Annotated in this window: 30 protein-coding genes and 1 tRNA gene; 14 read left to right on the top strand and 17 right to left on the bottom strand. The window is 58.5% G+C overall.

The genetic code is table 11. The features are described 5' to 3' along the window. The first annotated feature begins 28 nt into the window (after positions 1-28). Genes AC07OT_RS06680 through sctU form a run of 9 tightly spaced genes read left to right on the top strand, consistent with a single transcriptional unit; the run spans position 29 to position 6,977 of the window. Entirely contained in the window at positions 29-928 is a 900-nt protein-coding gene (locus AC07OT_RS06680) for an FHA domain-containing protein (protein WP_495107769.1), read from the top strand. Next, complete coding sequence (locus AC07OT_RS06675; protein ID WP_115486559.1) at positions 925-2,283, top strand: FliI/YscN family ATPase; 1,359 nt, start codon at positions 925-927, stop codon at positions 2,281-2,283. The genes AC07OT_RS06680 and AC07OT_RS06675 overlap by 4 nt, the downstream gene beginning before the upstream one ends. Next, positions 2,270-2,698, top strand: a complete 429-nt coding sequence (gene sctO / locus AC07OT_RS06670) for a type III secretion system stalk subunit SctO (protein ID WP_495107729.1) — start codon at positions 2,270-2,272, stop codon at positions 2,696-2,698. Before AC07OT_RS06675 ends, sctO begins: the two co-directional genes overlap by 14 nt. Next, positions 2,695-3,153, top strand: coding sequence for a type III secretion system HrpP C-terminal domain-containing protein (locus AC07OT_RS06665; RefSeq protein WP_141156690.1), 459 nt, complete (start codon positions 2,695-2,697; stop codon positions 3,151-3,153). The genes sctO and AC07OT_RS06665 overlap by 4 nt, the downstream gene beginning before the upstream one ends. Then, positions 3,150-4,163, top strand: coding sequence for a FliM/FliN family flagellar motor switch protein (locus AC07OT_RS06660; protein ID WP_495107728.1), 1,014 nt, complete (start codon positions 3,150-3,152; stop codon positions 4,161-4,163). The genes AC07OT_RS06665 and AC07OT_RS06660 overlap by 4 nt, the downstream gene beginning before the upstream one ends. After that, the gene (gene sctR / locus AC07OT_RS06655) at positions 4,160-4,813 is read left to right on the top strand and encodes a type III secretion system export apparatus subunit SctR (RefSeq protein ID WP_115486563.1); all 654 of its coding nucleotides are present in this window, start codon (positions 4,160-4,162) and stop codon (positions 4,811-4,813) included. Before AC07OT_RS06660 ends, sctR begins: the two co-directional genes overlap by 4 nt. Before the next feature lie 7 nt (positions 4,814-4,820). Then, positions 4,821-5,084, top strand: a complete 264-nt coding sequence (gene sctS, locus AC07OT_RS06650; RefSeq protein WP_065938437.1) for a type III secretion system export apparatus subunit SctS — start codon at positions 4,821-4,823, stop codon at positions 5,082-5,084. A 10-nt stretch (positions 5,085-5,094) separates the two neighbouring features. Continuing rightward, the gene (gene sctT / locus AC07OT_RS06645) at positions 5,095-5,883 is read left to right on the top strand and encodes a type III secretion system export apparatus subunit SctT (protein ID WP_495107727.1); all 789 of its coding nucleotides are present in this window, start codon (positions 5,095-5,097) and stop codon (positions 5,881-5,883) included. Then, on the top strand, positions 5,880-6,977 hold the full coding sequence (gene sctU / locus AC07OT_RS06640) for a type III secretion system export apparatus subunit SctU (RefSeq protein WP_495107726.1): 1,098 nt from the start codon (positions 5,880-5,882) through the stop codon (positions 6,975-6,977). The genes sctT and sctU overlap by 4 nt, the downstream gene beginning before the upstream one ends. On the opposite strand, the gene AC07OT_RS06635 is transcribed toward sctU, so the two are convergent. The 17 genes from AC07OT_RS06635 to AC07OT_RS06555 all read right to left on the bottom strand — a co-directional run bounded on the left by AC07OT_RS06635 (position 6,978) and on the right by AC07OT_RS06555 (position 21,474). After that, positions 6,978-7,328 (bottom strand): transcriptional regulator, encoded by a 351-nt coding sequence (locus AC07OT_RS06635; RefSeq protein ID WP_495107768.1) that lies wholly within the window; start codon positions 7,326-7,328, stop codon positions 6,978-6,980. It abuts the gene before it with no gap. Between the two features lie 11 nt (positions 7,329-7,339). Continuing rightward, the gene (gene hrpT, locus AC07OT_RS06630; RefSeq protein WP_495107725.1) at positions 7,340-7,543 is read right to left on the bottom strand and encodes an HrpT family type III secretion system protein; all 204 of its coding nucleotides are present in this window, start codon (positions 7,541-7,543) and stop codon (positions 7,340-7,342) included. Further along, entirely contained in the window at positions 7,540-9,675 is a 2,136-nt protein-coding gene (gene sctC, locus AC07OT_RS06625; protein ID WP_495107724.1) for a type III secretion system outer membrane ring subunit SctC, read from the bottom strand. The genes hrpT and sctC overlap by 4 nt, the downstream gene beginning before the upstream one ends. 14 nt (positions 9,676-9,689) lie before the next feature. Beyond that, positions 9,690-10,082: a type III secretion protein gene (locus AC07OT_RS06620; RefSeq protein WP_115486568.1), complete on the bottom strand. Its 393-nt coding sequence runs from the start codon at positions 10,080-10,082 to the stop codon at positions 9,690-9,692. Positions 10,083-10,386: 304 nt separating this feature from the next. Continuing rightward, a complete protein-coding gene (gene sctL, locus AC07OT_RS06615; protein ID WP_115486570.1) occupies positions 10,387-10,980 on the bottom strand; it encodes a type III secretion system stator protein SctL in 594 nt (197 codons plus the stop codon). Then, the gene (locus tag AC07OT_RS06610; protein ID WP_495107723.1) at positions 10,958-11,539 is read right to left on the bottom strand and encodes a type III secretion protein; all 582 of its coding nucleotides are present in this window, start codon (positions 11,537-11,539) and stop codon (positions 10,958-10,960) included. The genes sctL and AC07OT_RS06610 overlap by 23 nt, the downstream gene beginning before the upstream one ends. A gap of 13 nt (positions 11,540-11,552) precedes the next feature. After that, positions 11,553-12,353, bottom strand: a complete 801-nt coding sequence (gene sctJ, locus AC07OT_RS06605) for a type III secretion system inner membrane ring lipoprotein SctJ (RefSeq protein WP_115486571.1) — start codon at positions 12,351-12,353, stop codon at positions 11,553-11,555. Between the two features lie 489 nt (positions 12,354-12,842). Then, entirely contained in the window at positions 12,843-13,043 is a 201-nt protein-coding gene (locus tag AC07OT_RS06600; RefSeq protein WP_115486573.1) for a hypothetical protein, read from the bottom strand. A 276-nt stretch (positions 13,044-13,319) separates the two neighbouring features. After that, positions 13,320-14,243: a sigma 54-interacting transcriptional regulator gene (locus AC07OT_RS06595; RefSeq protein WP_495107722.1), complete on the bottom strand. Its 924-nt coding sequence runs from the start codon at positions 14,241-14,243 to the stop codon at positions 13,320-13,322. A gap of 318 nt (positions 14,244-14,561) precedes the next feature. Next, a complete protein-coding gene (gene ychF / locus AC07OT_RS06590) occupies positions 14,562-15,662 on the bottom strand; it encodes a redox-regulated ATPase YchF (RefSeq protein ID WP_027606890.1) in 1,101 nt (366 codons plus the stop codon). A 22-nt stretch (positions 15,663-15,684) separates the two neighbouring features. Then, positions 15,685-16,269 (bottom strand): aminoacyl-tRNA hydrolase, encoded by a 585-nt coding sequence (gene pth, locus AC07OT_RS06585; protein WP_003208389.1) that lies wholly within the window; start codon positions 16,267-16,269, stop codon positions 15,685-15,687. A gap of 167 nt (positions 16,270-16,436) precedes the next feature. Further along, the gene (locus AC07OT_RS06580; protein ID WP_027606889.1) at positions 16,437-17,036 is read right to left on the bottom strand and encodes a 50S ribosomal protein L25/general stress protein Ctc; all 600 of its coding nucleotides are present in this window, start codon (positions 17,034-17,036) and stop codon (positions 16,437-16,439) included. A gap of 138 nt (positions 17,037-17,174) precedes the next feature. Then, on the bottom strand, positions 17,175-18,116 hold the full coding sequence (locus AC07OT_RS06575) for a ribose-phosphate pyrophosphokinase (RefSeq protein WP_003171603.1): 942 nt from the start codon (positions 18,114-18,116) through the stop codon (positions 17,175-17,177). 46 nt (positions 18,117-18,162) lie between these two features. Then, positions 18,163-18,237: transfer RNA gene (locus AC07OT_RS06570), tRNA-Gln, on the bottom strand. A 37-nt stretch (positions 18,238-18,274) separates the two neighbouring features. After that, a complete protein-coding gene (ispE, locus tag AC07OT_RS06565; protein ID WP_495107767.1) occupies positions 18,275-19,078 on the bottom strand; it encodes a 4-(cytidine 5'-diphospho)-2-C-methyl-D-erythritol kinase in 804 nt (267 codons plus the stop codon). A gap of 49 nt (positions 19,079-19,127) precedes the next feature. Further along, positions 19,128-19,745, bottom strand: a complete 618-nt coding sequence (gene lolB, locus AC07OT_RS06560; RefSeq protein WP_065938448.1) for a lipoprotein insertase outer membrane protein LolB — start codon at positions 19,743-19,745, stop codon at positions 19,128-19,130. A gap of 4 nt (positions 19,746-19,749) precedes the next feature. Further along, the gene (locus tag AC07OT_RS06555) at positions 19,750-21,474 is read right to left on the bottom strand and encodes a tetratricopeptide repeat protein (RefSeq protein ID WP_495101081.1); all 1,725 of its coding nucleotides are present in this window, start codon (positions 21,472-21,474) and stop codon (positions 19,750-19,752) included. Between the two features lie 274 nt (positions 21,475-21,748). Here AC07OT_RS06555 and hemA point away from each other — a divergent pair, with 274 nt between their 5' ends. Genes hemA through murI form a run of 5 tightly spaced genes read left to right on the top strand, consistent with a single transcriptional unit; the run spans position 21,749 to position 26,481 of the window. After that, complete coding sequence (gene hemA / locus AC07OT_RS06550; protein ID WP_065938450.1) at positions 21,749-23,035, top strand: glutamyl-tRNA reductase; 1,287 nt, start codon at positions 21,749-21,751, stop codon at positions 23,033-23,035. Beyond that, entirely contained in the window at positions 23,032-24,114 is a 1,083-nt protein-coding gene (gene prfA, locus AC07OT_RS06545) for a peptide chain release factor 1 (RefSeq protein ID WP_034102013.1), read from the top strand. Before hemA ends, prfA begins: the two co-directional genes overlap by 4 nt. Continuing rightward, positions 24,115-24,945, top strand: a complete 831-nt coding sequence (prmC, locus tag AC07OT_RS06540) for a peptide chain release factor N(5)-glutamine methyltransferase (RefSeq protein WP_495107721.1) — start codon at positions 24,115-24,117, stop codon at positions 24,943-24,945. Next, complete coding sequence (locus tag AC07OT_RS06535) at positions 24,939-25,694, top strand: molybdopterin-synthase adenylyltransferase MoeB (RefSeq protein ID WP_495107720.1); 756 nt, start codon at positions 24,939-24,941, stop codon at positions 25,692-25,694. The genes prmC and AC07OT_RS06535 overlap by 7 nt, the downstream gene beginning before the upstream one ends. Then, positions 25,687-26,481 (top strand): glutamate racemase, encoded by a 795-nt coding sequence (murI, locus tag AC07OT_RS06530; RefSeq protein WP_115486577.1) that lies wholly within the window; start codon positions 25,687-25,689, stop codon positions 26,479-26,481. Before AC07OT_RS06535 ends, murI begins: the two co-directional genes overlap by 8 nt. The last annotated feature ends 46 nt before the right edge of the window (positions 26,482-26,527 follow it).

The following is a 26,527-nucleotide window of genomic DNA, read 5'->3' as shown; positions in this document are numbered from 1 at the left end:
GGCCATGACCAGCGTGGAGGTCTCGCTGATGTTTGAGTTAAGGGTGCTTGACGGGCTGCGCCAGGGCGCTGCGTTGCCGTTGTTTGGGGAGCAGTGGAGCATTGGCGCTCACGCGGACGCCGACCTGATGTTGAACGACCTGGGCGTCGTCGAGCAGCATGCGCGCCTGCGGCTTATTGACTCCAACTGGTTGGTGCAGGCCGAAGCGGGGCTGTTGCGAGACCCCGAAGGCCAGGTACTGGCGCAGATCGCCAAGCTGGAACTGAATGTGCCGTTTTCAGTAGGAGGGGTGCGTCTGTGCGTCACCTTGGCCGAGGAGCCTTGGCCCCAACCCGCAGCCCCTGTGACGGTAGCGCCGCCGCCGGCCCATGAGCCTGCGCAAGCGATGAAGTTATCGTCAATCTCGCAGTCGCAGCAAAAGCGCCTGATCAGCCTGGTGTTGGTGGTGACGGCAATCCTCGTGGCCGTGGGCACGGTCTCCACAGGGGAGCGTGAGGCGCAGGCTTCGCTGATGCCGCCCGTGGTTCAGAAACAGGAGCTGGCTTCGCCTTTTGAAGTCCGCCAGCAGCTGTTGAAGATGCTCAGCGAGCGTGAGTTGAGTCAGCGGGTCACCTTGCAAGTGATCAATGGCCAGGTGGCGCTCAGCGGAGATGTCTCCCAGGACGATGTGGAGCTGGTAGCGCGCATGCTCAGCCGTTTTGGTGAGCAATTCGACAGCTCGGTACCGGTTATCAGCCGTGTGCGTGCGCGCGACGGCACCCTGCCATTTAGGATTGTGCAGATCGTCGGCGGGCCGAACGGTCACGTGGTCCTGGAGGAGGGCGGCCGACTGTTTGTGGGCGACGAAGTGGAAGGGCTGCGATTGGTGCTGATCGACAACAGCAAGGTGGTCTTCGACGGCGCGCAGCGTTACGAGGTGCGCTGGTGAGTGCGGATCTGCAAGCGCGTCTTGAAGCCTGGCAGCAGCGCCAGTCCCAGTCATTGAGCAACTTTGCGCCGGTGACGATGCGTGGCCGAATCCAGCGCGTCAACGGCATGCTGCTGCAGTGCCGGCTACCCCAGGCGCGTATCGGCGACTTGTGCCAGGTGGAAAAAAGTCCGGGCGACTACATGCTCGCCGAGATCATCGGCTTCGATCAGCAGGATGCGGTGCTCAGTGCCTTGGGTAATTTGGAAGGCGTGCGGGTAGGTGCCGGAGTGGAGCGCCTCGGGGTATCGCATCGGGTCCAGGTCAGCGAGGCCCTGTTGGGACAGGTGCTGGATGGTTTCGGCCGGCCGATTACGGGGCAGGGCGTGAGCGCGTTTGTCGAGGCTGACTTACCGGATACCAGTGCGGTGTTGTGTGAAGCGCCGCTGCCCACCGAGCGGCCGAGGATTAACCGTGCACTGGCCACCGGCGTGCGTTCGATCGATGGCCTGATGACGATTGGCGAGGGGCAGCGAGTAGGCCTGTTCGCCGGGGCCGGTTGTGGCAAGACCACCTTGCTGGCCGAGATCGCGCGTAACGTCGAGTGCGATGTCATCGTATTCGGGCTGATCGGCGAGCGGGGGCGGGAGCTGCGTGAGTTTCTCGACCATGAGCTCGATGACCAGTTGCGCGCCAAGGCGGTCCTGGTGTGCGCCACCTCCGATCGCTCCAGCATGGAGCGCGCCCGAGCTGCGTTCACGGCCACGGCATTGGCCGAAGGGTTTCGGCGCAAGGGGCAGCGGGTATTGCTGCTGATTGACTCCTTGACCCGTTTCGCCCGGGCCCAGCGTGAGATCGGCCTGGCTGCCGGCGAACCCCTGGGGCGCGGAGGTTTGCCTCCTTCGGTATATAGCCTACTGCCACGGCTGGTGGAGCGTGCCGGGTTGACGCGTGACGGAGTGATCACCGCCATCTATACGGTGCTGATTGAGCAGGACTCCATGAACGATCCGGTGGCCGATGAGGTTCGCTCGCTGCTCGATGGGCATATCGTGCTGTCCCGCAAGCTTGCCGAGCGTGGGCACTACCCGGCGGTGGATGTGTTGGCAAGTCTTTCACGGATCTTGAGCAACGTCGCGGAGCCGGAGGACATCCAGGCGGGTACGGCATTGCGACGGTTGTTGTCGGCGTACCAACAGATCGAGCTGATGCTCAAGCTGGGGGAGTATCAACCCGGCAGCGATGCCCTGACCGATCTGGCGGTGGACAGCCGTCAGGCGGTCGACGGGTTCCTGCGTCAGGACCTGCGTGAGCCTACGCCGATGTTGACGACGCTGGAGCAACTTAAGGAGCTGACCGCCCATGTCCCATTCTGATGTGCTTCTCGGCGAGGTCGAGACGTTGCGGCGCCTGCGCAGGCACAGGGCTGACCGCGCCGAGCGTGCCCTGCGTGAGGCCAAGCGCGCCCAGCAGGCCCTGCTCGTGGATATCCAGCAGGCTAAGGATGCGCTTGAGCAGACTCGGCAGGAGGAGGCTCGGCAAAGTGCTGAATTGCTCAGTCAGCATCAGGGGCAGGTGCTGAGCCTGAAGGCCTTGAAATCCTGGGGCGCACAGGAACGAACGTTATCTGCCAGTACCCGGCGGGACCAAGGCCAGCTGGCGCAATTACAAGGCCAGCAAGACGAAAAGGAAAGCCGCGTCGGGAGTGCTCAGAAACACGTCACCGAGTGTCTGCGGCAGGTGGAGAAGCTTCAGGAGTTATCCCTTCTTCTGGCCCAGGAGCCGACATGACCCAGGTTTCAAACAAACCCGTTGAGCGCCCACGTCCGCGTGAGGTGCGCGAGGAGCGGGAGCCGGGCGCTACGGGCGTAGTGTCTTGGGAACAAGGGCGACTGTTCGCTCAACTGTTTGCCGATAACGATGAAGGCACTGGATCGGGAGCTTCCTTATCGGGAATCAAGGCGTCGACCGGTGCCTCCATGGTCGAGGCCCTTACCGAGCAATTAGCTCCTCGCATACAGGCTGGTTCCCAGTGGCCGCTGCAGGCGGTGTTGTACTTGCCTCGGCTGGGGCGGATCAATGCCAGCGTTCGCCGTGAACAGAGTGCCTGGAGCATTGAACTGGAAGCGGAACATGACGCCACGGCGCGTTGGCTCAACGGTGTGCGGCAACAGTGTGAGGACCGGTTCTCGGCAGTGCTGGGGTTGCCGGTCAACCTGCTTGTGCCTAGTACCGGTTGCGCATGAAAGTGCCGCACTTGACCTTTCCCTTGATCAAGAGCGACACGGTTGCCGCACGCCGTCGACTGGGGCGCGGCTTGCGCCTGGCGTTTCAGGTCGCCGGCGAGGACGGCGAGCTGCGGCTGGAACCTGGACGGGCACCAGCAGGTGCCGAGGCGTTCTGCTTCGAAACCGTGTGTGGTGTCCTGGCGCTCGCGGAAGCGGGGCCGTTGCTCAGCCTGCTGGGCGAATGCCCGGTGACATTGGCCCCGTCCGGCAACGATCCGGAGTCCTGGTTCTGGGCTTTGTTCCAGCATCACCTGAGCCCGCAGGTGAGTGCGTTATTGGGGGATATCCGATTGCTGGAGACCGACCGGCCCAAGGGGTTTGGTTGCCGGCTCAGCGTAACCCTGGGGGCGTCGCGGGTTGTGGGCTATCTGTGGCTGGCCCCTGAAACTTTCCTGGCGTTGTGCGACGCCGGGCCGTGGCGCACCACTGCCGGGCCGATGCCGACGCGGTTCCAATTGGCTATTGCCGTGACCCTTGGGCGTTTGCAGTTACCGATTGCACAGGCTCGTAGCCTGCGTACCGGTGATGTGCTGGTGCTTGAACAGACCTTTTTTCAAGCCGAGGGCAGCGGCTACATACAGGTTGGCAAACAGCGGCTGCATGGCTGCATTGACGATGCCACTGGCGCTTTGTGCCTGACCCTTACTTCTATCGAGGACACGTCCATGGACGAAGATTTTGCAGCGCCCCATTATTCGGAATACGAGGAAGGGGAGCCCGTGGAGGATGTATTTGGCCATGAGCCGTTCGATGAGTTGAGCATGGCGCTGAATGTGCGCTGCGGAACGCTGAACCTTACGCTGGGTGAACTGCGTAATCTCGTACCCGGCTCGGTGCTGGGTATCGCCGGTTACGCCCCCGGTATGGCGGGCCTTTATTATGGTGACCGCCCCATAGGCCAGGGACAGTTGGTCGAAGTCGACGGGCGCCTGGGGTTGCAGTTATCTCGTGTGCTGTTCGGCCGATGATACTCCAAGGGCTCGACCCCCTCGTTCTCGCGCTTTTTCTTGGGGCACTGACGTTGATGCCCCTGCTGTTGGTCATCTGCACATCGTTTTTGAAAATCGTGATTGTGCTGATGATTACCCGAAATGCCATCGGCGTGCAGCAGGTGCCGCCCAGCATGGCAATCAATGGCATAGCGTTGGCAGCGACGTTGTTCATCATGGCGCCGGTGGGTTACGAGATCGCCGAGAGCGTCAAGGCTTCGCCCCTGGACATGAGCAATGTGCAAACGGTACTGCAGACGGGTGGAGAGGCCATCAAGCCGTTGCGTGCCTTCATGCTGCGAAACGTGGACCCGGATGTGCTGACACATCTGCTGGAAAATACCGCGCGGCTGTGGCCCGCACAGATGGCGCAGGAGGTGCAGCGCGAGGATCTGATCCTGCTGATTCCGGCCTTCGTGCTGTCGCAGTTGCAGGCAGGGTTCGAGATCGGCTTCCTGATCTACATTCCCTTCATCGTGATCGACCTGATTGTCTCCAACCTGCTGCTGGCGCTGGGCATGCAGATGGTCTCGCCGATGACCATTTCCCTGCCGCTCAAACTGCTGTTGTTCGTGCTGGTGTCCGGCTGGTCGCGGCTGCTCGACAGCCTGTTCCTCTCCTATCTCTGAGTGGCTTATGGAACCGATCGTGCTGTTCAAACAGGGCATGTTGCTGGTGGTGGTGTTGTCGGCGCCACCGTTGATCGTGGCGGTGGTGGTGGGTGTGCTGACATCCCTGGTGCAGGCACTGATGCAGATACAGGACCAGACGCTGCCCTTTGGCATCAAGCTGGTGGCGGTGGGTATCACGCTGATCATGACAGGGCGCTGGATTGGCGTGGAGTTGATCCAACTGATCAACCTCACCTTCGAGATGATCGGCCGCTCGGCCCTGAACTGAGGTCTCGCCTGTGCTGCTCTATCTCGAATTCCTGCCCAGCCTCTTGATCGGCATGGCGCGTATCTACCCCTGTGCCATCCTGGTGGCGGCGTTTTGTTTTCAACACATACGCGGCATGCTTCGGCACACCATTGTGATGGTCATGGCATTGCTGCCCGCGCCGGGTATCCATGCGGCGCTGGAGGGCCAGGACTACTCCGCGCTCATGCTCGGTGCGTTGGTACTCAAGGAGGTGGCGCTGGGGTTGTTGCTGGGAGTGTTGCTGGCGATGCCGTTCTGGATGTTCGAGGCGGTGGGGGCGCTGCTTGATAACCAGCGCGGTGCGTTGGCCGGTGGTCAGCTCAATCCTTCACTGGGGCCGGATGCCACGCCCATCGGGCACTTGTTCAAGCAGCTGGCGATTTTTCTGCTGATGGTCAGCCTGGGGTTGGGCGCGTTGACCCAGGTGATCTGGGACAGCTACCTGATCTGGCCCCCCACCGTGTGGTTTCCGCTGCCTGCGCCTAATGGCATGAGTGCATTCGTCGGCCTGCTGGGCGATACCTTCACGCACATGATGCTGTATGCCGCGCCTTTCATTGCGGTGCTGTTGTTGCTGGAGTTCGGTATTGCGCTGCTGGGGGTCTACAGCCAGCAATTGCAGGTGAGTACGCTGGCGCCGCCGGTCAAGAGCCTGGCAGGTATTGGTATTGTGCTGTTGTACTTTGCCCTGCTGCAGGACCTGATCGTCGGGCGCATGCTCCAGTTGGGTGACCTGAAACACTCGCTGGGGCTTCTCTTCAAGGCCTCATTGCCATGAGTGATTCGGGGGAAAAAAAACACCCGGCGTCTGCCAAGAAGCTGCGCGACCAGCGCAAGAAAGGCCAGGTCGCCCAGAGTCAGGACGTCCCCAAGTTACTGGTACTCACGGCTATCAGTGAGATCGCCCTGTTAACCGCCGAGACCAGCCTTCAGCGCTTCCAGCAATTGATGGTGTTGCCGATGTCGCGCTTGAGCCAGCCGTTTGTACGCGCGTTGGAAGAGGTGCTGGTTGAAGGGCTGGTCATGTTTGCTTCGTTTGCCCTGTTGATGGTCGGAGTGGCGATCACGACGAAGCTGATCAGCAGTTGGATGCAATTCGGGTTGCTGTTCGCCCCGGAAGCGCTGAAGCTCGATTTCAATCGCCTCAACCCGGTCAGTCAGCTCAAGCAGATGTTCTCTGCCCAGTCGGTGATGAATCTGTTGATGAGCATCGCCAAGGCGTTCCTTATCGGCCTGATTGTGTACCTGGTGGTCTGGCCTTCGCTGGGGGTATTGATCAATTTGGCAAACAGCGATCTGCAAAGTTACCTGCTGGCGCTGATCGCCCTGTTCCGCCATCTGCTGCACGCCTGCCTTGGGTTGCTGCTGGTGCTGGCCCTGATTGACCTGGCCTTGCAGAAGTACTTCTTCGCCAAACGCATGCGCATGACCCAGGTCGAGGTCATCAAGGAGTACAAGGACATGGAAGGCGACCCCCATGTGAAAGGCCAGCGCCGCTCGTTGGCGTACCAACTGGCCCAGGAGGAGCCGAAGGTCAAGCTGCCCAAACTGGAGGAGGCCGATATGTTGGTGGTCAACCCGACGCACTTTGCGGTCGCCTTGTACTACCGGCCCGGTAAGACGCCGCTGCCGTTACTGATCAGCAAAGGCACCGACGCCGAGGCCCGCACGTTGATCGTACGAGCCAAGGCCGCCGAGGTGCCGGTGATCCAGTGTGTGTGGCTGGCCCGCACGCTTTATACGAAACAGCTCGGCGCAAGCATTCCTCGCGAAACCTTGCAGGCCGTTGCGCTGATCTACCGCACCTTGCGCGAGCTGGATGACGAAGCCAAGCGCGAAACCCTGGAGTTGCCGGAGCTTGAGCGGCGTTGATCAGCGACTGGAAGATGCGTCCAGGGCACCGAGGTTGGCCAGCGATAACATCCGGCTGAGAATCTTGTCCAGCGTGTTACGCGCTGCCGGCAGCGCGTGCCAGATCACCAGGGCGTACTGGGCATCGAGGTAGATGAAAAAGCCATCGTATAACGACGCGTATTCAAAGCGTCGCTCCAGCACCCATTGCAGTTGCCCGGTTTGCTGCGCTTCACGGGCGATATGCAAGGCCACCCCCGGCTGATTGCCGCCTTGCAGCGCACATACCTTGATGCCGGGAGCGAGCGGCAGGTGAGCGGCAGCGCCGCTCACCAGACTGTCCAGAAATACCTGGCGTTGTGCGTCGGGCATTTCCTTCACGCTCATCGTTCCAGCGATACCGTTTGGTAATCTTTTCGCTCCCCGGCGGGGCCAGGCTCGGCACGCATCTGCGGTGGCCACCAGATCACCATTTTGTCCTTGGTCGATTGCGGGCGCGAGCACGAGTCGCCCTTGCAGGTGGGGGTGCAGCCGGCGACGAGCAGCGCGGTGCCGATCAGGGTGACGCAAAATAAGCGGTGTTTCATGGCGTAGCCTTTTGAGCTGGAGTGATCAAGGAGGGGCGGGGTACGCTGAGGTGTTCATCCTTCACCACTGGGCGCATGGCGATAAATACCTCGGCTTCTTCACCCGGCTTGAGCCAGGCGCGCGGCCATACGCTGACGGCCAGGGTCTGGGAGTTACTGCACTCCTTTTCGTCGATACGCACATTGCGTTTGAACTGGTTGCGCAACACCACCACCGCTACGTTGTACTCAGGGCCTGCATACCACTGGCTGCGCTCGGTGTTCAGCGCCAGCAAGTCGCGGGTGTTGCACAGGGTATTCAGCCCCAGTGGCATCGGTGCCGCCTTGAACGCCTTGGGCACTTCACCGCTGACCAAATGCGCCAGGGTGCTGATGATATCGCTGCGCTTGATCACCGGTTGGTGAGGGCTATAGCGTCGCGCCAACGGGGCGAGGGCTGCCTGCAATTCGACTTGGTCGTCCTGGGGCAGGTAGCGCGACGGATCGGCTTGGTCACCGATGACGCGTGGGGTGAGAATGAACAGGCGTTCACGCCGATTGTTCTGTCGTTCGGTGGAGGAAAACAGCGCCTTGCCCACCAGGGGAATATCACCCAGCAATGGCACTTTGCTTTGCTTGTCGGTGCGTTCGGTTACATGGAAGCCGCCGACCACCAGCGAACGTTTTTCCGCCATCACGGCCTGGGTGCTGACCTTGCCTCGGCGCACATCAAGGTTGTTCGGATTGGGGTTGGTCTCGTCGAAATTGCCGTCTTCAATATCCACCACCAAGTGGATCTGATGGCCGCCACGGCTGGTGATAACGCGTGGCACTACCTGGAAACTGGTGCCCACGGTGACCGGCAAAATGGTTGCGTTCTCCCTACCGGGTGTCAGGTATTGCGTGCGGTTGAAGTCGATAACCGCCGGTTGGTTTTCCAGGGTGAGCACCGAAGGGTTGGAGACCATGGTTGCCAACCCCTTGGCTTCCAATGCGCGTATATCGGCGTAGAAGCGATCGCGATTTTCAATCGATAGTTGCGACGAGGTGCCCGGTGACACGTTGGCACCACCGCGGAAGCGGCTGTTCTGGAAACCCCAGTTCACCCCGAACTCACGCAACTGCGTGCGTTCGATGTCGAGAATGATCGCGTCGATTTCCACCAGCTTGCGCGCCACATCGAGTTGAGTGATCAGCTCGCGATACATGGCCTGGCGTTCCGGCAAGTCATAAATCAGCACCGCGTTGTTGCGCACATCGGCTTCGACGCGAATCCGACTATTGGAGACCGGAGCGCGTGGGGTGAGCGCGGGGCCGATGTCCAGTGATGCCGGGTTGGCGTTAGCACCGAGCATCTGGCCCAGCAACGGGTTGCCTAGCCGGGGAATGTTGGGAGTGAGCGGAGCGGGTTGTGAGGTGGGACGCTGACTCAGCCCCGCAAGCGTTGAGGGGGAGCGCGGTTCCAACAAGCCGCGCAAAATACTGGCCACCCCGGGGATGGCGAGCTTCTCGCCGCGATAATCCACTAGGCGGTCCGCTGCATTTGCGAACTTCAGCGGGTAACTCAGCACACTCTGTTTCTCATCCGGTGAGCGGCGTTGACTGCTGAACTGCTTGATCTGCTCGATGTAGCGTCGAGGACCGGAGACGAGCACTACGCCATCTTCGGGCAACTCACCCCAGCCGAAACGGCTGTCGAGCAGGCCGATATCGGTCAGCGCTTGCTTAAGGTCTGCAATGGTTTCGGAAGAGACTTCCAGGCGCGCTGATTCCTGCTGGTCCAAAGTACTGACATAGAGGGTGTTGTTGTACAGGTACCACTGGAAACGGTGCTCTACACCGAGACGGTCGAGCATCGATTGCGGGGTATTGGCGCGGATCTTGCCATTGACGTTGCCTTCCAACAGGCCCTCGACTTGAAGTTGTGTGCCGAAGGTCTGGGCGAAGTCTTCGAGTACATCACGCAACGGTTTGTGCTCGGCTTCATAGGCGTAGGCGGTATTTTTCCATTCGGGAGGGATGGCGGCGAAGCTATTTTCCACTGGGCTCAGCAGGCAGGAAAGCAAGACGAGGCTGTACCGAGATGTTCGTCGGGACGACACAACTGACGAATCTTGGCCCAAGCTGCGGCGCTTGTGGGTCTTGTTATTCATGGAGAGTTCTCTGGTTAGTACGAGAGTGAACGTAGCGAGGTGGATTTAAGGTTTTGCGCGGGGCGAGCAGCGCGGGCAAACGTGGCACGCCATGTGTCTCGTTGGTTGAGCAGGCTTTCGAGACAATCGAGCACGTGTTGTTTTCCCTGCCCGCTTCGCAAGGTTTGGATCAACCAGAGCGCACCACTGTCTGCTTTTTGACTCAATACGCCCTGAAAAAAAGCCAAGCTGGCTGCGCCTAGGCGCAGCCAATTTTGCAAGGTCGTGTTGTCTGAACGGCTAGCGGTCAGTTGAGCCCCCAATAGAATGAAGTCTCCTTGACGTCTTAAAGTAATTTCGTCCTCGCCCTCAAATAATTCGAGGGATTCTGCATGACTGTCCAACCAAGTAAAGACCAAGTCTTTCATTTTACTGAAAGCTTTCAAAGCAGTGTTTTAAACACTGATGCTCAACGCGAAGGTTATCAATGTAAAGCGAGTTGGAAACTGTCATTAGCTCGGCTAGCTTATAGAATCGTTCTGCATCCTCTACACTCTTCGTCCCATCGATAGGGAATGAGTCAAAGTCTTTATAGGAGGACTTTGCATATTTGAGGGCTTGCTCTGAAATCGATTTTGAGGAGTGCATGGGTTTCCTTTAATTTCATTGTTAATGTATTCGTTGGACGATGAGTTTTGCCGCTACGCGGTTACAATTTTACGTCTGCAGATATTAGACATCGATTCGAAACGCTTCGCCTTGTTTGAAAAAAGTACCAAGCATTGAGCTCCAACTGATACGAAAGTCTCCCTCGTCAGTTTTTAATATCAGTGTTTGAGATGCAATCGTCTCATCAGCATGAAGTTTCCAGGCGGTGGTTGTATAAGAGGCAAGGTATTTTTTTATCTGTTCGAAGTCATGCGAGTTGCAGAGCAGGGTTGCGCTGACCTCCGGGACTTGAATCGCTAGAAGTTGCTTTAAAAGAGCCGTCAGCCTACTGGAGGCTACCGTCTCATCAAGCAGGTGGCGAATAGCCTCATTGGTAACCGAGTTGGCATATTGTTCGAGTTTGTCGCACATGGCTTGACGGTCGCGCTCCCACCGTTTGAGTTGAGCATTAGCGCGTTGCCATATTTCCAGCGAAGTCTCCTCATGCAACGCTTCGCATTTTTTTTTTGTCAGGCTCAGCAGTTGTTCGGCTTGCGCACTGGCGTTTTTCAATAGATGGTCAGCCTGCTTCCAGTTTGCAAGTTCTTCCCGTGGAATCAGGCTGCATGACAACCTGGGCGCATCCTTGAACAGCTCAATGGTGCGTCGGCATAACATTACTGATCTCCTGGTCCGTTTGAGTCGGGCGGATCGGCTCACCTGATAATGACGTGGCACGCCAGACCACGGCCTGCCAGAGCGTATCTAGTCGGTTGTTTGCGTTCTCAAGACGCAGATGTCTTTTTTCAATCCCATGCGTCCGTTCACGGGAGAAGCGCAACCTGAGGCGCTGCCAGATCGGGGGGGCAAGCCAGCTATGGAGCAGGTGTAAAGGATCCGCATCGGGCGCCAGCATGGCCGGGGGCAGAGCCTTGGAAAGACGTACGCACCACAGGTGATGGCTGTCGCTCAAAGCGGACGTGGTTTCAGGATTGAAGGTGTCGTGAACCAGTGTCAGCGCCAGGTTGAGTTCTTCATTTGAAGCAAGGGCCAGTCGCAGTGCGGTTGAGTGGGGTGGAGGAGGTAAACAGGCCGCCACACCCAAGAAGTCACCCGGCATCATCAGTCTGCCCTGGCAAAGTTCGTCAATTGCAGTGTGTGGGCCGCTCCGCCAGTCTTCATGGGCGTACTTCCAAGGGAATGCCCACCATTGAGCCCAGGCCAACTGCTCATTCATTGAGTGGTCAACCCTAAGCGTCATGAGCCTGTCCGCTTGATTGGCTGACTACAGGCGACTCTTGTACAAAACGATGACGTCGACGGTAAATGAATACTGCTGCGACCGCTGTCGCCATGGCCCCGAGCATAAAAACAACTAGGCTGTTTTGCCAAAAAACGAGATCCTCGCCGGGTATCAGGAAAGGGCCGAAATACACCAAGCGTTGCTGCTCCTTATAAGTGGTGGCGGGCACAAATATAACGGTAAGTTTTCGCGGGTTATCCATCGCTATGGTCATGCCTGGAATACTGCTTGCTACCATCCTGCGAACGCGTGCGTTGATGTTATCTGGGTCCATGCGTGAGTCATGTTTTATAAACACTGAAGCGGATGCGGGCTGGACCGGCTCACCTGGCGCGATGCGTTCCGGCAGCACCACGTGTACTCGGGCAACAATGACACCGTCAATGTTAGAAAGCGTAGCTTCAAGCTCTTGTGACAGGGCATAGATGTAGCGTGCCCGCTCTTCCAATGGCGTTGAGATAACTCCCTCTTTGCGAAATGTATCGCCCATCGTCGTTCTGGCCACTCGAGGCAGGCCAACGGCTTCCAATGTTCGTACTGCGCGTCCGATGTCGTTTGTGTTTACCGTCACGACAACACCATCTTTGGCCGGTTTTTTTTGTGCGCGAATGTGTTTATCTGCCAATTCTGCTATGACCTCATTGGCTTCTTGCTCAGAGAGTTGGCGATGAAGTTCGACACGGTCGCTGCAACCGTTCAACACAAGTACAATAGCCAAAAGTAGTGCGACAGACAAAAAGTTATTCATTGAGCATCATTGTAAGTTTGATATTTTGTCGATGCCTTGAGTCGTCTTGGCAAGGCACTTTACTAACAGTTGGGACGTCAGTTGGACATTGGAAAGAAGACTTGGGTATTTTCTGAATTTCTCTATGTCTAATTCGTTGCTGGTTGACTTCAGGAGATTCGCCATGTGTTTTTTTGAGTTTCTTAAGTGCGCTAAGGCATCTGTCAACACAGGGGACATATAGCGGGCAGCGGTCGGTGCGCTTACCCCTGGCGCGTGTTCGAGAAGGGATGTAAAAAAACAGGAATCTCTGCTGCATGTCGGCTCATCTCGTGTTGCATGGGCGGTATTGACAGCGGTATCGTCGGTGGAATCTACGTATGTTTCTAATTTCATAGAATACCTGTTGGATAAGCGTCTGCAGGAGATTTTTATGAGGAGTATTAGTGAAAACTAAAATTTGAATTGAGGGTACCTCTCGGGCTGATATGCCCGAGAGGTAAGTCGCCTTTATTGGAAGCTTTTGGCTGCCTGGTTGATACCAGATGTCAGCTTGGCTTCGAGTTGCTTCTTGGTGGTGTAGTCGTTGATTGCTTCACCCTTCTGAAAGTTGTCCTCAGCAGCACTAAGGCTGGAGTTTGTATTCTGAGATATTGGGTTGTTAGCTCCGTAATTTTGGGTTGCTCCAAAATAATTTCCGATTGCGCTCATGAAATGCTCCAGATATTAATATTCAAGGGTCATTGATTGGCCGATGGTCGAGATGAGAGGGGGTTTCAGGTTTCCTTTCGAATTAACCTCGGCACTGGATAAGTGGCATGCCGGGAGGAAGTTGTTCCATTTAATTGTTGGGCTAAATGTTTCTAGATGTTTTGGCATTCAGGGGACGGTTATTTTTTCTTGAACCATTGACGTAACGTATGCGTGATGCGCATGTATAACCATTACTGGTTGCAGGAAAATATTGCTTTTTGAAAGCAGACAGCTTTACCCCTGCGATATCTCCAGTTGTTTCATCCGGTAGTACAACGTGCGCTTGGCGACTCCCAGCTCCACCGCAACTGTATTTACACAGTGCTGATGGCGGTGCAGCGATTCTTCTATCAATGCCTTTTCAATTTGTTGCAAGCGCTCCTTAAGGCTTGCCTGGGCTTCTTGTTGGCTGCTCACGGTGAGGGAGAGCGGTGGCAAGCCCAATACGAACCGTTTGGCCGTTGACCGTAGTTCACGCACATTGCCGCGCCAGGTGTGGCGTAGCAGTTGTTGCAGCAGCTCGTCCGAAGGCGGCGGGGCGGTGCATTTGAAGTGGTCTGCTTCTTGCCGGATCATTTCCAGGAACAACGGAATGATGCGCTCGCGTCGCTCCCGCAGTGCCGGGAGCTGAATATTCACGACGTTCAGGCGAAAATACAGGTCACACCTGAAGGTGCCGTGTTCGACCATCTGGTGCAGCGAGTGCTGGGCAGACGCAATGACGCGCATGTCCACAGGGATGAAACGGGTCGAACCCAGGCGCTCCACACCGCGTGATTCCAGCACGCGTAGCAGTTTGGTCTGCAGGTTCAATGGCATGCTGTCGATCTCATCAAGGTAGAGCGTACCCAGGTGGGCTGCCTCGACGAAACCTGCCCTGGATTGCATCGCCCCGGTATAGGCGCCGCTGTTGACGCCGAACAATTGGCTTTCCGCGAGGCTTTCCGGGATGGCTGCACAGTTCACCGGAACAAAATTACCTCGCCGTCCCGATAGACGATGAATCCGTCGTGCTAGCGTATCTTTGCCTGTGCCGGTTTCCCCCAGTAACAAAATGTCAATGTTGAGGGTAGCCGTGTTGTTTAGTGTGTTTTCAATATCCGGTCCTTCGATGAGTGAAAATGCCGTTTCATTTTCCATGTTGAAGGTGGCCGACATTGAAAGATGTTCCCTTCTTGCTATTACTCATTGTTAAAAGGACGTTATGCGCGCGGTGACCAGTTGCGTAGATTATAGGGGTTGTTATTCATTCTTAAAGAGGGTTGGCGGGCAATTGGTGTAGGAAAGTATCTTTCTGTTGTAGTGATGAAATCGAAGTGTTCCTAGTAGGCGCGAGGAGTGAGCAAGTCAAATAGGATAAGTCTGAAAGTATTTAATATTCTGATGTGAGCGCTATATAAAATTAAATGCTTGTCCACAAAAAAGCCGATGCAATGCATCGGCTTTTTTATTGGCGGCAGGTATTAAAAGTGACGTTTACACGTTAAAGCGGAAGTGCATCACATCGCCATCTTTAACAATGTATTCCTTACCTTCCAAGCGCCATTTACCCGCTTCCTTGGCACCGGCCTCACCCTTGAACTGGATAAAGTCGTTGTAGGCGATCACTTCCGCACGGATAAAGCCTTTTTCAAAGTCGGTGTGGATCACACCGGCAGCCTGTGGCGCAGTGGCGCCGACTTTTACGGTCCAGGCGCGGACTTCTTCGACACCGGCGGTGAAGTAGGTCTGCAGGTTGAGCATTTCGTAGCCGGCGCGGATCACACGGTTCAGGCCAGGCTCTTCCAGGCCCAGGGCCTCAAGGAACATGTCTTTCTCTTCGCCGTCATCCAGCTCGGCGATTTCCGCTTCGATCTTGTTGCACACCGGCACCACGATGGCGCCTTCTTCGTCGGCGATGGCCTTGACCACGTCGAGCAAAGGGTTGTTCTCGAAGCCGTCTTCAGCGACGTTGGCGATGTACATCACTGGTTTGGTGGTCAGCAGGTGGAAGCCCTTGACCACGGCCTTCTCGTCAGCGCCCATGGTCTTCATCAGGCTGCGTGCCGGCTTGCCCAGGGTGAAGTGCGCGATCAACTGTTCCAGCAGGCCTTTCTGGACCACTGCGTCCTTGTCGCCGCCTTTGGCGTTGCGCGCGACTTTCTGCAGTTGCTTCTCGCAGCTGTCGAGGTCGGCGAAGATCAGTTCCAGGTCGATGATCTCGATGTCGCGTTTCGGGTCGACGCTGTTGGAGACGTGAATCACGTTCTCGTCTTCAAAGCAGCGGACCACGTGGGCGATGGCATCGGTTTCACGGATGTTGGCCAGGAACTTGTTGCCCAGGCCTTCACCTTTCGACGCGCCGGCTACCAGGCCTGCAATGTCGACGAACTCCATGGTGGTCGGCAGGATGCGCTTGGGATTGACGATGGCCGCCAGTGCGTCCAGGCGCGGATCGGGCATCGGCACGATGCCGCTGTTGGGTTCGATGGTGCAGAAGGGGAAGTTCTCCGCCGCAATACCGGACTTGGTCAAAGCGTTGAACAAGGTGGATTTGCCGACGTTGGGCAGGCCGACGATGCCGCAATTGAATCCCATGGTGTTTCCCCTCGGAAAAAAGTCAGGCCTTCTGGCTGTGCAGGTTTTTCATCGCGCGGTTCCATTCACCGGCGAAGATATCCGGCAGCACGCCGAGGGCAAAGTCGATGCTGGCATCGAGTTTTTCCTGTTCGGCGCGTGGCGCACGACCCAGGACGAAATTTGAAACCATACTGGCGACGCCTGGGTGGCCAATGCCGAGCCGCAGGCGGTAAAAAGTATTCTGATTGCCCAGCTGCGCGATGATGTCGCGCAGGCCATTGTGCCCGCCATGCCCGCCGCCTTGCTTGAGCTTGGCAACGCCGGGTGGCAGGTCCAGTTCGTCATGGGCCACCAGGATTTCTTCGGGTTTGATCCGGAAGAAACCCGCAAGCGCCGCGACAGCCTGGCCGCTGCGGTTCATGTAGGTGGTGGGAATCAACAGACGAACATCCTGACCCTGATGCGAGAAGCGTCCGGTCAGGCCAAAATATTTGCGATCGGCCACCAGGTTTACACCTTGGGCGTGGGCGATACGCTCAACAAAAAGGGCCCCCGCGTTATGCCGGGTCTGTTCGTATTCGGCGCCTGGATTTCCCAGGCCAACGATCAGTTTAATGGCAGTCACGACAGGGGCCCTTCCTTTGGAGTTGTGGATAACATCGCTACACCTGCGTGCGGCGAAAGTGGACGACAAGAGATCATTTACTCAAGAGTAAACGCCGCGTTATCGCCCGCTTTCTCGCTACGTTTCGGTCCGCGATGTTTCCTCAAGCTCCGGCAATACAGAGTGAATTACTCTGCAGCGCCTTCTTCAGCTTCTGGAGCAACGCGTGGAGCGTGTACGTTTGCAACAGCTTTGTCATCGCCGTGAGCCAGTGCGACAAACTCAACGCCTTTAGGAGCCTTGAGGTCGGACAGGTGGATGATTGCGCCGATTTCCAGAGCCGACAGGTCGACTTCGATGAACTCAGGCAGGTCTTTCGGCAGGCAAGTCACTTCGATTTCGTTCAGGACGTGAGAGATCTCGCCGCCTTTCTTGACCGGAGCTTCTTCACCAACAAAGTGCACAGGCACGATAGCGGTCAGTTTCTGGCCGGCTACGACGCGTACGAAGTCAGCGTGCAGAACGTGACCCTTGGATGGGTGACGTTGCAGGGCTTTGATGATGACGTTTTGCTTTTTGCCGCCAACGTTCAGTTCGATAACGTGGCTGTAGGCCGCATCGTTTTCGAGCAGTTTGGCAACTTCTTTAGCCAGCATGCTGATGGATTCAGGGGCTTTGTCGCCACCGTAAACTACAGCTGGAACCAGGCTTGCGAGACGACGCAGGCGGCGGCTCGCACCTTTCCCCAGGTCGGAACGCACTTCAGCATTCAGAGTAAAATCGTTCATGTTGTATCTCCAAAATAACCACATTCGCCCCAGCGTTTGCGACCAGCGCTAAAGGCGATATGGGCAAAAAAGCCCCGCCCCAACAGTATGCTGGGGCGGGGCGCTTTTCGTCAGTGAGGTGTTCCGAAGGTTTGACCCTTAGCGGAACATCGCGCTGATCGATTCTTCGTTGCTGATGCGGCGAACCGCTTCGGCAACTACCGGTGCGATATCCAGTTGACGGATACGCGCACAGGCTTGAGCGGCGGCGGACAACGGGATGGTGTTAGTCACCACCAGTTCGTCCAGCACGGAGTTCTCGATGTTCTCGATCGCTCGGCCCGACAGCACAGGGTGTGTGCAGTAGGCGAAGACTTTAGCTGCACCGTGCTCTTTCAAGGCTTTGGCCGCGTGGCACAGGGTGCCGGCGGTGTCGACCATGTCATCAACCAGAATACAGGTACGCCCTTCGACATCACCGATGATATGCATCACTTCAGAGTGATTGGCTTTCTCACGGCGTTTGTCGATGATCCCGAGGTCCACGCCCAGGGATTTGGCAACAGCCCGTGCACGCACGACGCCACCAATGTCCGGGGACACGATCATCAGGTTTTCAAAGCGCTGGTCTTCGATGTCATCCACCAATACGGGGGAGCCGTAGATGTTATCTACCGGAATATCGAAGAACCCCTGGATTTGGTCAGCGTGCAGGTCAACCGTGAGCACACGGTCGATACCTACCACGGTCAGCATGTCAGCAACGACTTTCGCGCTGATAGCCACACGTGCGGAACGCGGACGGCGATCCTGGCGGGCATAACCAAAGTAAGGGATTACAGCTGTGATTCGAGTCGCTGAGGAGCGGCGGAAGGCATCAGCCATCACGACGAGTTCCATCAGGTTATCGTTGGTCGGAGCGCAGGTCGGCTGGATAATGAAGACGTCTTTACCGCGGACGTTTTCATTGATCTCGGCTGTAATTTCGCCGTCGGAGAATTTACCGACAGAGATGTCACCGAGAGGGATATGCAGCTGACGTACGACACGTCGAGCCAGATCGGGGTTGGCGTTCCCCGTAAAGACCATCATCTTGGACACGCGCAGTACCTAGAGGCTGAGGGTAACCTGGATGAGTATTAGAAAATGGCAGGGGCGGCTGGATTCGAACCAACGCATGGCAGGATCAAAACCTGCTGCCTTACCGCTTGGCGACGCCCCTGTATCTGTTGCAACGAGTACCCAGTACTCGATTCCTTTTAGAGCAGACTTTGCAGCTTGCGATGCAACATCGAAACGTTGCTTCCCTTTGCTACAAACCCTGTAAGGGTCTCTGTAAGAAGGGCCGAGACTTTATCAGCTTCAGCTTTGTTTGGGAAGCCCCCAAACACACAACTTCCAGTTCCGGTTAATTTTGCTTCGGTAAATTTACCTAACAAATTCAAAGCGTTACGTACCTCTGGATAACGCATTGCTACAACCGGTAAGCAGTCATTTCGACTGTTTCCCTTGGGAACGGGGCGCACTTTAATGGGAGGAGAGTTACGTGTCAACAGCGGATCTGAAAAAATTTCTGCTGTACTTACAGATACTTGCGGGACAAGCACGACATACCACGGCTCTTCTGGGTATTCCGGGGTGAGTTTTTCCCCCACACCCTCAGCAAAAGCGGCGTGCCCGCGCACGAAAACCGGGACGTCGGCGCCCAGCGTGAGGCCCAGCACCGCCAGGCGATCATGGTCCCAGCCCAGTTGCCACAGATGGTTCAGACCCAGCAGTGTGGTCGCGGCATTCGAGCTGCCACCACCGATTCCGCCACCCATGGGCAAAATCTTATCGATCCATATATCGATGCCCTGGGAACAGCCGGACTGCTCCTGGAGTTTTTTCGCGGCCCTCACGATCAAGTTGCTGTCGTGGGGCACGCCTTCGAATTCAGTGTGCAACTGGATCACACCATCGTCGCGCAGGGCGAAGGTGAGCTCATCGCCGTAGTCGAGAAATTGAAACAGCGTCTGCAACTCGTGATAGCCGTCTTCACGGCGACCGAGGATGTGCAGCATCAGATTGAGTTTGGCAGGAGAGGGCAGGGTCAGTTTTTGTACGGCCACGTTATTGCCCCAGCTTGCGCGGTTGCCAGTCCTTGATCACCAGCGTGACGTCAAGGTCGGTGCCATGCAGCTTGATGCGCTCTGGCAGCCAATAACCGCCCTGTTCCACGTAGCTGAGGTACTCGACCTGCCAGCCATCCTGTTCCAGGGTGGCCAGGCGACTGTCACCGTTGAGGCTCAGGCGGCTCTTGCTGTCCGGCGCGGGCAAGCCGCGGACCCACCACACCAGGTGCGAGACAGGCAGTTTCCAGCCAATCTGCTCTTCCAGCAGCGCTTCGGGCGAGGAGGCCTCGTAGCGACCCTGGTTGGCGACTTCTAGGCTGACTTGTCCCGGGCGGCCGGTCAGGCGCGCGGCGCCGCGCCCCAGGGGGCCGGACAAGCGAATGTCGTAGTAATCCTGGCGTTGCAGCCAGAACAAGGTGCCGCTGCCGGAATCTTTCGGTGCGCGCACCCCGACTTTGCCTTCGATCTGCCAGCCGTCGATGCTGCCGAGCTGATCCTTGTGCTGCTTCCATTGCGCCGGGTTGCCCTGGCCCTCAACGGATTCGCGGGCACCGAAGCCCGCGCAACCGGCGAGCAGGGCGATGAAGCTGAAAACGATAACGTGGCGCAAGAACATAAGCTTAAAGGGTCTCGGATCCGGTCAGGCGCTTGATGGTGCCGCGCAGGATAGGGCTTTCGGGTTGTTCCTTGAGGAATTTTTCCCAGATCTGGCGGGCTTCACGCTGCTTGCCATTGGCCCACAGCACCTCGCCCAGGTGTGCAGCGACTTCCTGGTCGGGGAAGCGCTCCAGGGCCTGGCGCAGCAAGCGTTCGGCTTCGTCGAGGTTGCCCAGGCGATAGTTCACCCAACCCAGGCTGTCGAGTACGGCCGGGTCTTCCGGGTTGAGCTTGTGCGCCTGCTCGATCAACGCCTTGGCTTCGTCGTAGCGCGTGGTGCGGTCGGACAAGGTGTAGCCCAGGGCATTCAGGGCCATGGCGTTGTCCGGGTCGCGCTTGATGATCAGGCGCAGGTCTTTTTCCATCTGCGCCAGGTCGTTGCGTTTTTCCGCCTGCATGGCGCGGGTATACAGCAGGTTCAAATCGTCGGGGAATTGCAGCAAGGCCTGTTGCAGCACCTTCCAGGCGCGCTCGCCCTGATTATTGGCTGACAAGGTCTCGGCCTGGATCAGGTAAAGCTGGATCGCGTAGTCCGGTTCGGCATCCCGTGCAGCGGCCAGGCGTTTTTCTGCCTCATCGGTACGCCCGTTGTTCATAAGGATGTCGGCCTGGCGCAGTTGGGCCGGCAGGTAGTCGTTGCCTGGGCCGACTTGTGCGTATTCGAGCAGGGCGGCCTGTGGGTCGTTGCGCTCTTCAGCGATGCGGCCCAGGTTCAGGTGCGCCGAGTCGACATGACTTTCGCGCTCGATCAGCTCTTCCAGGTAACCCTTGGCCTCGTCCCAGGCCTTGGCTTCCAGGCACACCAGCGCCAGGGAGTAACGCAGTTCATCGTCATCCGGGTATTGCTGGAGCAGGTTGGCGAACTGCACTTTGGCGTCCTCCATACGGTCCTGCTCCACCAGCGTGCGCGCGTAAGTCAGGCGCAGACGCTTGTCGTCCGGGTATTTCTTGATGCTTTTTTCCAGCAGTGGAATCGCTTCCTTGCCGCGGTTGAGGTTCTGCAGCAGGCGCGCGCGCAGCAGAATCGGCGCGATCTCGCCGTCTTCCGGTGGGTTCTGTTCCAGCAGCTTCAGTGCGGCTTCGGCTTCATCATCCTGTTGCAGCAGCAGGGCCTTGCCGAACACCAATTGACTGTTCTTCGGGTGTTTTTGCAGCAGGCGGTCGAAACTCTTCATCAGGCCATTGCGGGTGTCCTGGTCGGTGTCGGCAGCCGACAGCGCGAGGAAGTCGAAATGGGTGTCGCCCTTGCCTTGCAGGACTTTCTCCATGTAGACCATGGAGTCGTCATAGCGCCCGGCCCGCGCCAACTGAATGGCGGCTGCCCGCTGGGCTTCCAGATCGTCCGGCGCGTTCTTTGCCCAGATCAGCGAGGTATCCAGCGCGGCCTGATCGGCCCCGAGGTACTCGGCAATGCGGAACGCCCGCTCGGAAATTCCCGGATCCTGGGTGTTGATGGCCTGGGTCACGTAGTTATCCAGCGCAATATCGAAGCGATTGCGCTGGCCGGCCAGTTCCGCACTGAGCAGGCTGAACACCGTTTCTTCACTGAACGAGGAATAAACCTTGGGCTTTTCAGGGGCGGGTGTGCTGTCTTCCACCGGCGGTGTACCGTCCGGCGACACGGGTGCCATGGCCTGGCAGCCGCTGAGGAAGACAAAAGCAAGGAGCAACGCGGAAGATCTATTCATATAGGAAGAGGACGACTAACCTGCGGTCGGATCATCATGACACAAGCCTTCGGCCAAACATAACCGTGTAGGAGCGAGCTTGCTCGCGAAAAGCCTGAGGACAACGCGTTTTCTCAGGAGGCCGCGTCATGGTTCACGACCATCGCGAGCAGGCTTGCGCCTACAGATGGCCTTTTTATAGGCATAAGCTACTAGGACAATAGACGACGGTGGTTGTTCTGAATCTTTCGAAGTAGGACAATTGTCGGCTTCCCGACATCATCAGCGATATTGAATGGCCTTCCTCGCACTCGGTATTAACCACAAGACTGCTTCCGTAGACGTGCGCGAGCGCGTGGCGTTTACGCCAGAGCAGTTGGTTGAGGCCTTGCAGCAGCTCTGCCGTCTCACCGACAGCCGCGAAGCTGCGATCCTTTCGACCTGCAATCGCAGTGAGCTTTATATAGAGCAGGAACATCTTTCAGCGGATGTGGTACTGCGCTGGCTGGCCGATTATCACCATTTGAGCCTCGACGACCTGCGCGCGAGCGCCTATGTGCACGAAGACGATGCGGCAGTTCGTCACATGATGCGCGTGGCATCCGGCCTCGATTCGCTGGTGTTGGGCGAGCCGCAGATCCTGGGCCAGATGAAGTCCGCCTACGCCGTGGCGCGCGAGGCCGGCACCGTCGGTCCGCTGCTGGGTCGTCTGTTTCAGGCCACCTTCAATTCCGCCAAGCAGGTGCGCACCGACACCGCCATCGGTGAAAACCCGGTGTCCGTGGCGTTTGCCGCCGTCAGCCTGGCCAAGCAGATTTTCAGCGACCTGCAGCGCAGCCAGGCGCTGTTGATCGGCGCCGGTGAGACCATCACCCTGGTTGCCCGCCACCTGCATGACCTGGGCGTCAAGCGCATCGTGGTCGCCAACCGTACCCTGGAGCGCGCCAGCATCCTCGCCGAACAGTTCGGCGCCCATGCGGTGCTGCTGTCGGACATCCCGGCCGAACTGGTGCGCAGCGATATCGTCATCAGCTCCACCGCCAGCCAGCTACCGATTCTCGGCAAGGGCGCGGTGGAAAGCGCGCTGAAACTGCGCAAGCACAAGCCGATCTTCATGGTCGACATCGCCGTTCCCCGGGATATCGAGCCCGAAGTCGGCGAGTTGGACGACGTTTACCTCTACAGCGTCGACGATCTCCATGAAGTGGTCGCCGAAAACCTCAAGAGTCGCCAGGGCGCTGCCCAGGCGGCTGAAGAGATGGTCGGCATCGGCGCTGAAGAGTTCATGGTGCGCCTGCGTGAGCTGGCGGCGGTAGACGTGCTCAAGGCGTATCGTCAGCAGGGCGAACGCCTGCGTGATGAGGAGTTGATCAAGGCCCAGCGCCTGCTCGCCAACGGCAGCAGCGCCGAGGAGGTGCTGATGCAACTGGCTCGCGGCCTGACCAACAAATTGCTGCATGCGCCCAGCGTACAATTAAAAAAACTGACTGCCGAAGGCCGCCTCGATGCGCTGGCCATGGCCCAGGAACTCTTTGCCCTCGGTGAGGGCGCGCCCAGCTCTTCGGATAAAAAATCGCAATGAAAGCGTCACTGCTCAATAAACTGGACGTGCTCCAGGACCGTTTCGAAGAACTGACCGCCTTGCTCGGCGACGGCGAAGTCATTTCCGATCAAGCCAAGTTCCGTGCCTATTCCAAGGAATACGCCGAAGTTGAGCCCATTGTGGCCACGTACAAGAATCTCACCAAAGTGCAGGCCGACCTCGAAGGCGCCCAAGCGCTGCTCAAGGACAGCGACCCGGACATGCGTGAAATGGCCGTGGAAGAAGTCCGCGAGGCCAAGGAAAAGTTGGCCGAGCTGGAAGGTGACCTGCAGCGCATGCTGCTGCCCAAGGACCCCAACGACGGGCGCAATGTGTTCCTTGAAATCCGTGCCGGCACCGGCGGTGATGAAGCGGCGATTTTCTCCGGTGACCTGTTCCGCATGTATTCGCGTTATGCCGAGCGTCGCGGTTGGCGGGTCGAGATCCTGTCCGAGAACGAAGGTGAGCACGGCGGCTATAAAGAAGTCATCGCGCGGGTCGAAGGCGACAATGTCTATGGCAAGCTGAAGTTCGAGTCCGGTGCCCACCGTGTGCAGCGGGTTCCCGCGACGGAATCCCAAGGCCGCATCCACACCTCGGCCTGCACCGTGGCCGTGTTGCCCGAGCCGGACGAGCAGGAAGCCATCGAGATCAACCCGGCCGACCTGCGGGTCGATACCTACCGCTCGTCGGGCGCCGGTGGCCAGCACGTCAACAAGACGGACTCGGCGATTCGTATCACCCACTTGCCGTCGGGCATCGTGGTGGAGTGCCAGGAAGAACGTTCCCAGCACAAGAACCGCGCACGGGCCATGTCCTGGCTGTCGGCCAAGCTGAATGACCAGCAGACCAGCGCCGCCGCCAACGCGATTGCCAGCGAGCGCAAATTGCTGGTGGGCTCGGGCGACCGCTCCGAGCGTATCCGTACCTACAACTTTGCCCAGGGCCGGGTCACCGACCACCGGGTCAACCTCACCCTTTATTCCCTGGACGAAATTCTCGCCGGTGGCGTGGATGCGGTGATCGAGCCATTGCTCGCCGAATACCAGGCCGATCAGCTGGCGGCGATAGGTGAATAAATGACCATTATCGCCAGCCTGCTGCGCGCCGCCGACCTGCCCGACTCGCCCACGGCGCGCCTGGATGCCGAGTTATTGCTGGCAGCGGCCTTGGGCAAGTCCCGCAGCTACCTGCACACCTGGCCGGAAAAAATCGTCAGCAGCGAACACGCCCTGGTGTTTGCCGGCTACCTGCAACGCCGCCGCGCCGGCGAGCCGGTGGCCTATATCCTCGGTCAGCAAGGTTTCTGGAAGCTGGACCTGGAGGTCGCGCCCCACACGCTGATCCCGCGTCCGGACACCGAGTTGCTGGTGGAAGCGGCCCTGGAATTGTTACCGGCCACACCGGTCAAGGTCCTCGACCTCGGTACTGGCAGCGGCGCCATTGCCCTGGCCCTGGCCAGCGAGCGTCCGGCCTGGCACGTCACGGCCGTCGACCGCGTGCTGGAAGCCGTGGCGCTGGCCGAGCGCAATCGCCAGCGCCTGCACCTCCATAACGCCACGGTGCTCAACAGCCATTGGTTCAGCGCCCTGGCAGGCCACACCTACGACCTGATCATCAGCAACCCGCCCTACATCGCCGCCAACGATCCGCACCTGGTGGCGGGCGATGTGCGTTTCGAGCCGGCCAGCGCCCTGGTGGCGGGCCATGATGGCCTGGATGACCTGCGGTTGATCATTGCCCAGGCCCCGGCCCACCTGAACGCGGCGGGTTGGCTGCTGCTGGAGCACGGTTACGACCAGGCTGGCGCGGTGCGCGACCTGTTGCTGAGCCAAGGCTTCGAGCAGGTGCACAGCCGCATCGACCTTGGCGGTCACCAACGCATCTCCCTGGGACGCCGGCCGTGCTGACCGATCAGGAGCTGTTGCGCTACAGCCGACAGATTCTGTTGCAGCATGTCGACATCGACGGCCAATTGCGCCTGAAAAACAGCCGTGCGCTGATCGTCGGCCTCGGTGGCCTCGGTGCCCCGGTGGCGATGTATCTGGCTGCCGCCGGTGTCGGTGAATTGCACCTGGCGGATTTCGACACCGTCGACCTCACCAACCTGCAACGCCAGATCATCCATGACACCGACAGCGTCGGGCAGGCCAAGGTCGATTCGGCCATGCGCCGCCTGAGCGCCCTCAACCCCGAAATCACCTTGGTCGCCCATCCCGTCGCGCTGGATGCCGATACCTTGGCGGCGGCGGTGGCGGGTGTGGACGTGGTGCTCGATTGCAGCGACAACTTCTCCACCCGCGAGGCGGTCAATGCCGCCTGCGTGGCGGCGGCCAGGCCATTGATCAGCGGCGCGGCGATTCGGCTTGAAGGGCAACTGTCGGTGTTCGATCCACGTCGCGCCGAAAGCCCGTGCTATCACTGTTTATACGGGCACGGCAGCGACACTGAACTGACCTGCAGCGAAGCGGGCGTGGTCGGCCCACTGGTGGGCCTGGTCGGTAGCCTGCAAGCCCTGGAGGCCTTGAAGTTGCTGGCGGGTTTCGGCGAGCCGCTGGTAGGCCGCTTGTTGCTGATCGATGCGTTGACCACACGTTTTCGCGAATTGCGGGTCAAGCGTGATCCCGCTTGCAGCGTCTGCGGGACGCAACATGGGTAAGGACGCGCCAATCGGTGTGTTCGATTCCGGTGTCGGCGGCTTGTCGGTGCTGGCTGAGATTCAGCAATTGCTGCCCCACGAGTCCTTGTTGTACGTGGCCGATTGCGGGCATATCCCCTACGGCGAGAAAACCCCGGCGTTCATTCTTGAGCGTTCCCGGTCAGTTGCCGGGTTTTTCCGTGAGCAGGGCGCCAAGGCTTTTGTGATCGCTTGCAACACCGCAACCGTGGCGGCCGTCGCGGATTTGCGCCAGGACTACCCCGATTGGCCCCTGGTGGGCATGGAGCCTGCGGTCAAACCCGCCGCGGCGGCCACGCGCAGTGGCGTGGTCGGGGTGCTCGCCACCACCGGCACCCTGCAAAGCGCCAAGTTCGCCGCGTTGCTCGATCGGTTTGCCACCGATGTGCGGGTGATCACCCAGCCGTGCCCGGGCCTGGTGGAGCTGATTGAAACCGGTGATCTGGACAGCCCGGCCCTGCGTCAGTTGTTGCAGGGCTATATCGACCCGCTGCTCAGCGCTGGCTGCGACACCATCATCCTCGGCTGTACCCACTATCCCTTCCTCAAGCCGCTGCTGGCGCAGATGCTGCCTGCCAGCATCATCCTCATCGACACCGGCGCTGCCGTCGCACGTCAGCTCAAGCGTTTGCTGGGCGAACGCGACCTGCTGGCCCTCGGCGATCCTGAGCCTGCACAGTTCTGGACCAGTGGCGATGTGTATCACCTAAGAAATATCCTACCGACACTATGGAAACATTCTGCAGTTGTGCGAAGCTTCGGGTCGTGAAAATTTCGTGAAATGTCGCTGAACTTCTGAGTGTGCGTCAGCTTCT

Source organism: Pseudomonas sp. GW821-FHT09C10 (genome assembly GCF_059418085.1).
The sequence above is the reverse complement of the archived record's forward strand: the minus strand, read 5'-3'. Positions and strand labels throughout refer to the sequence as shown.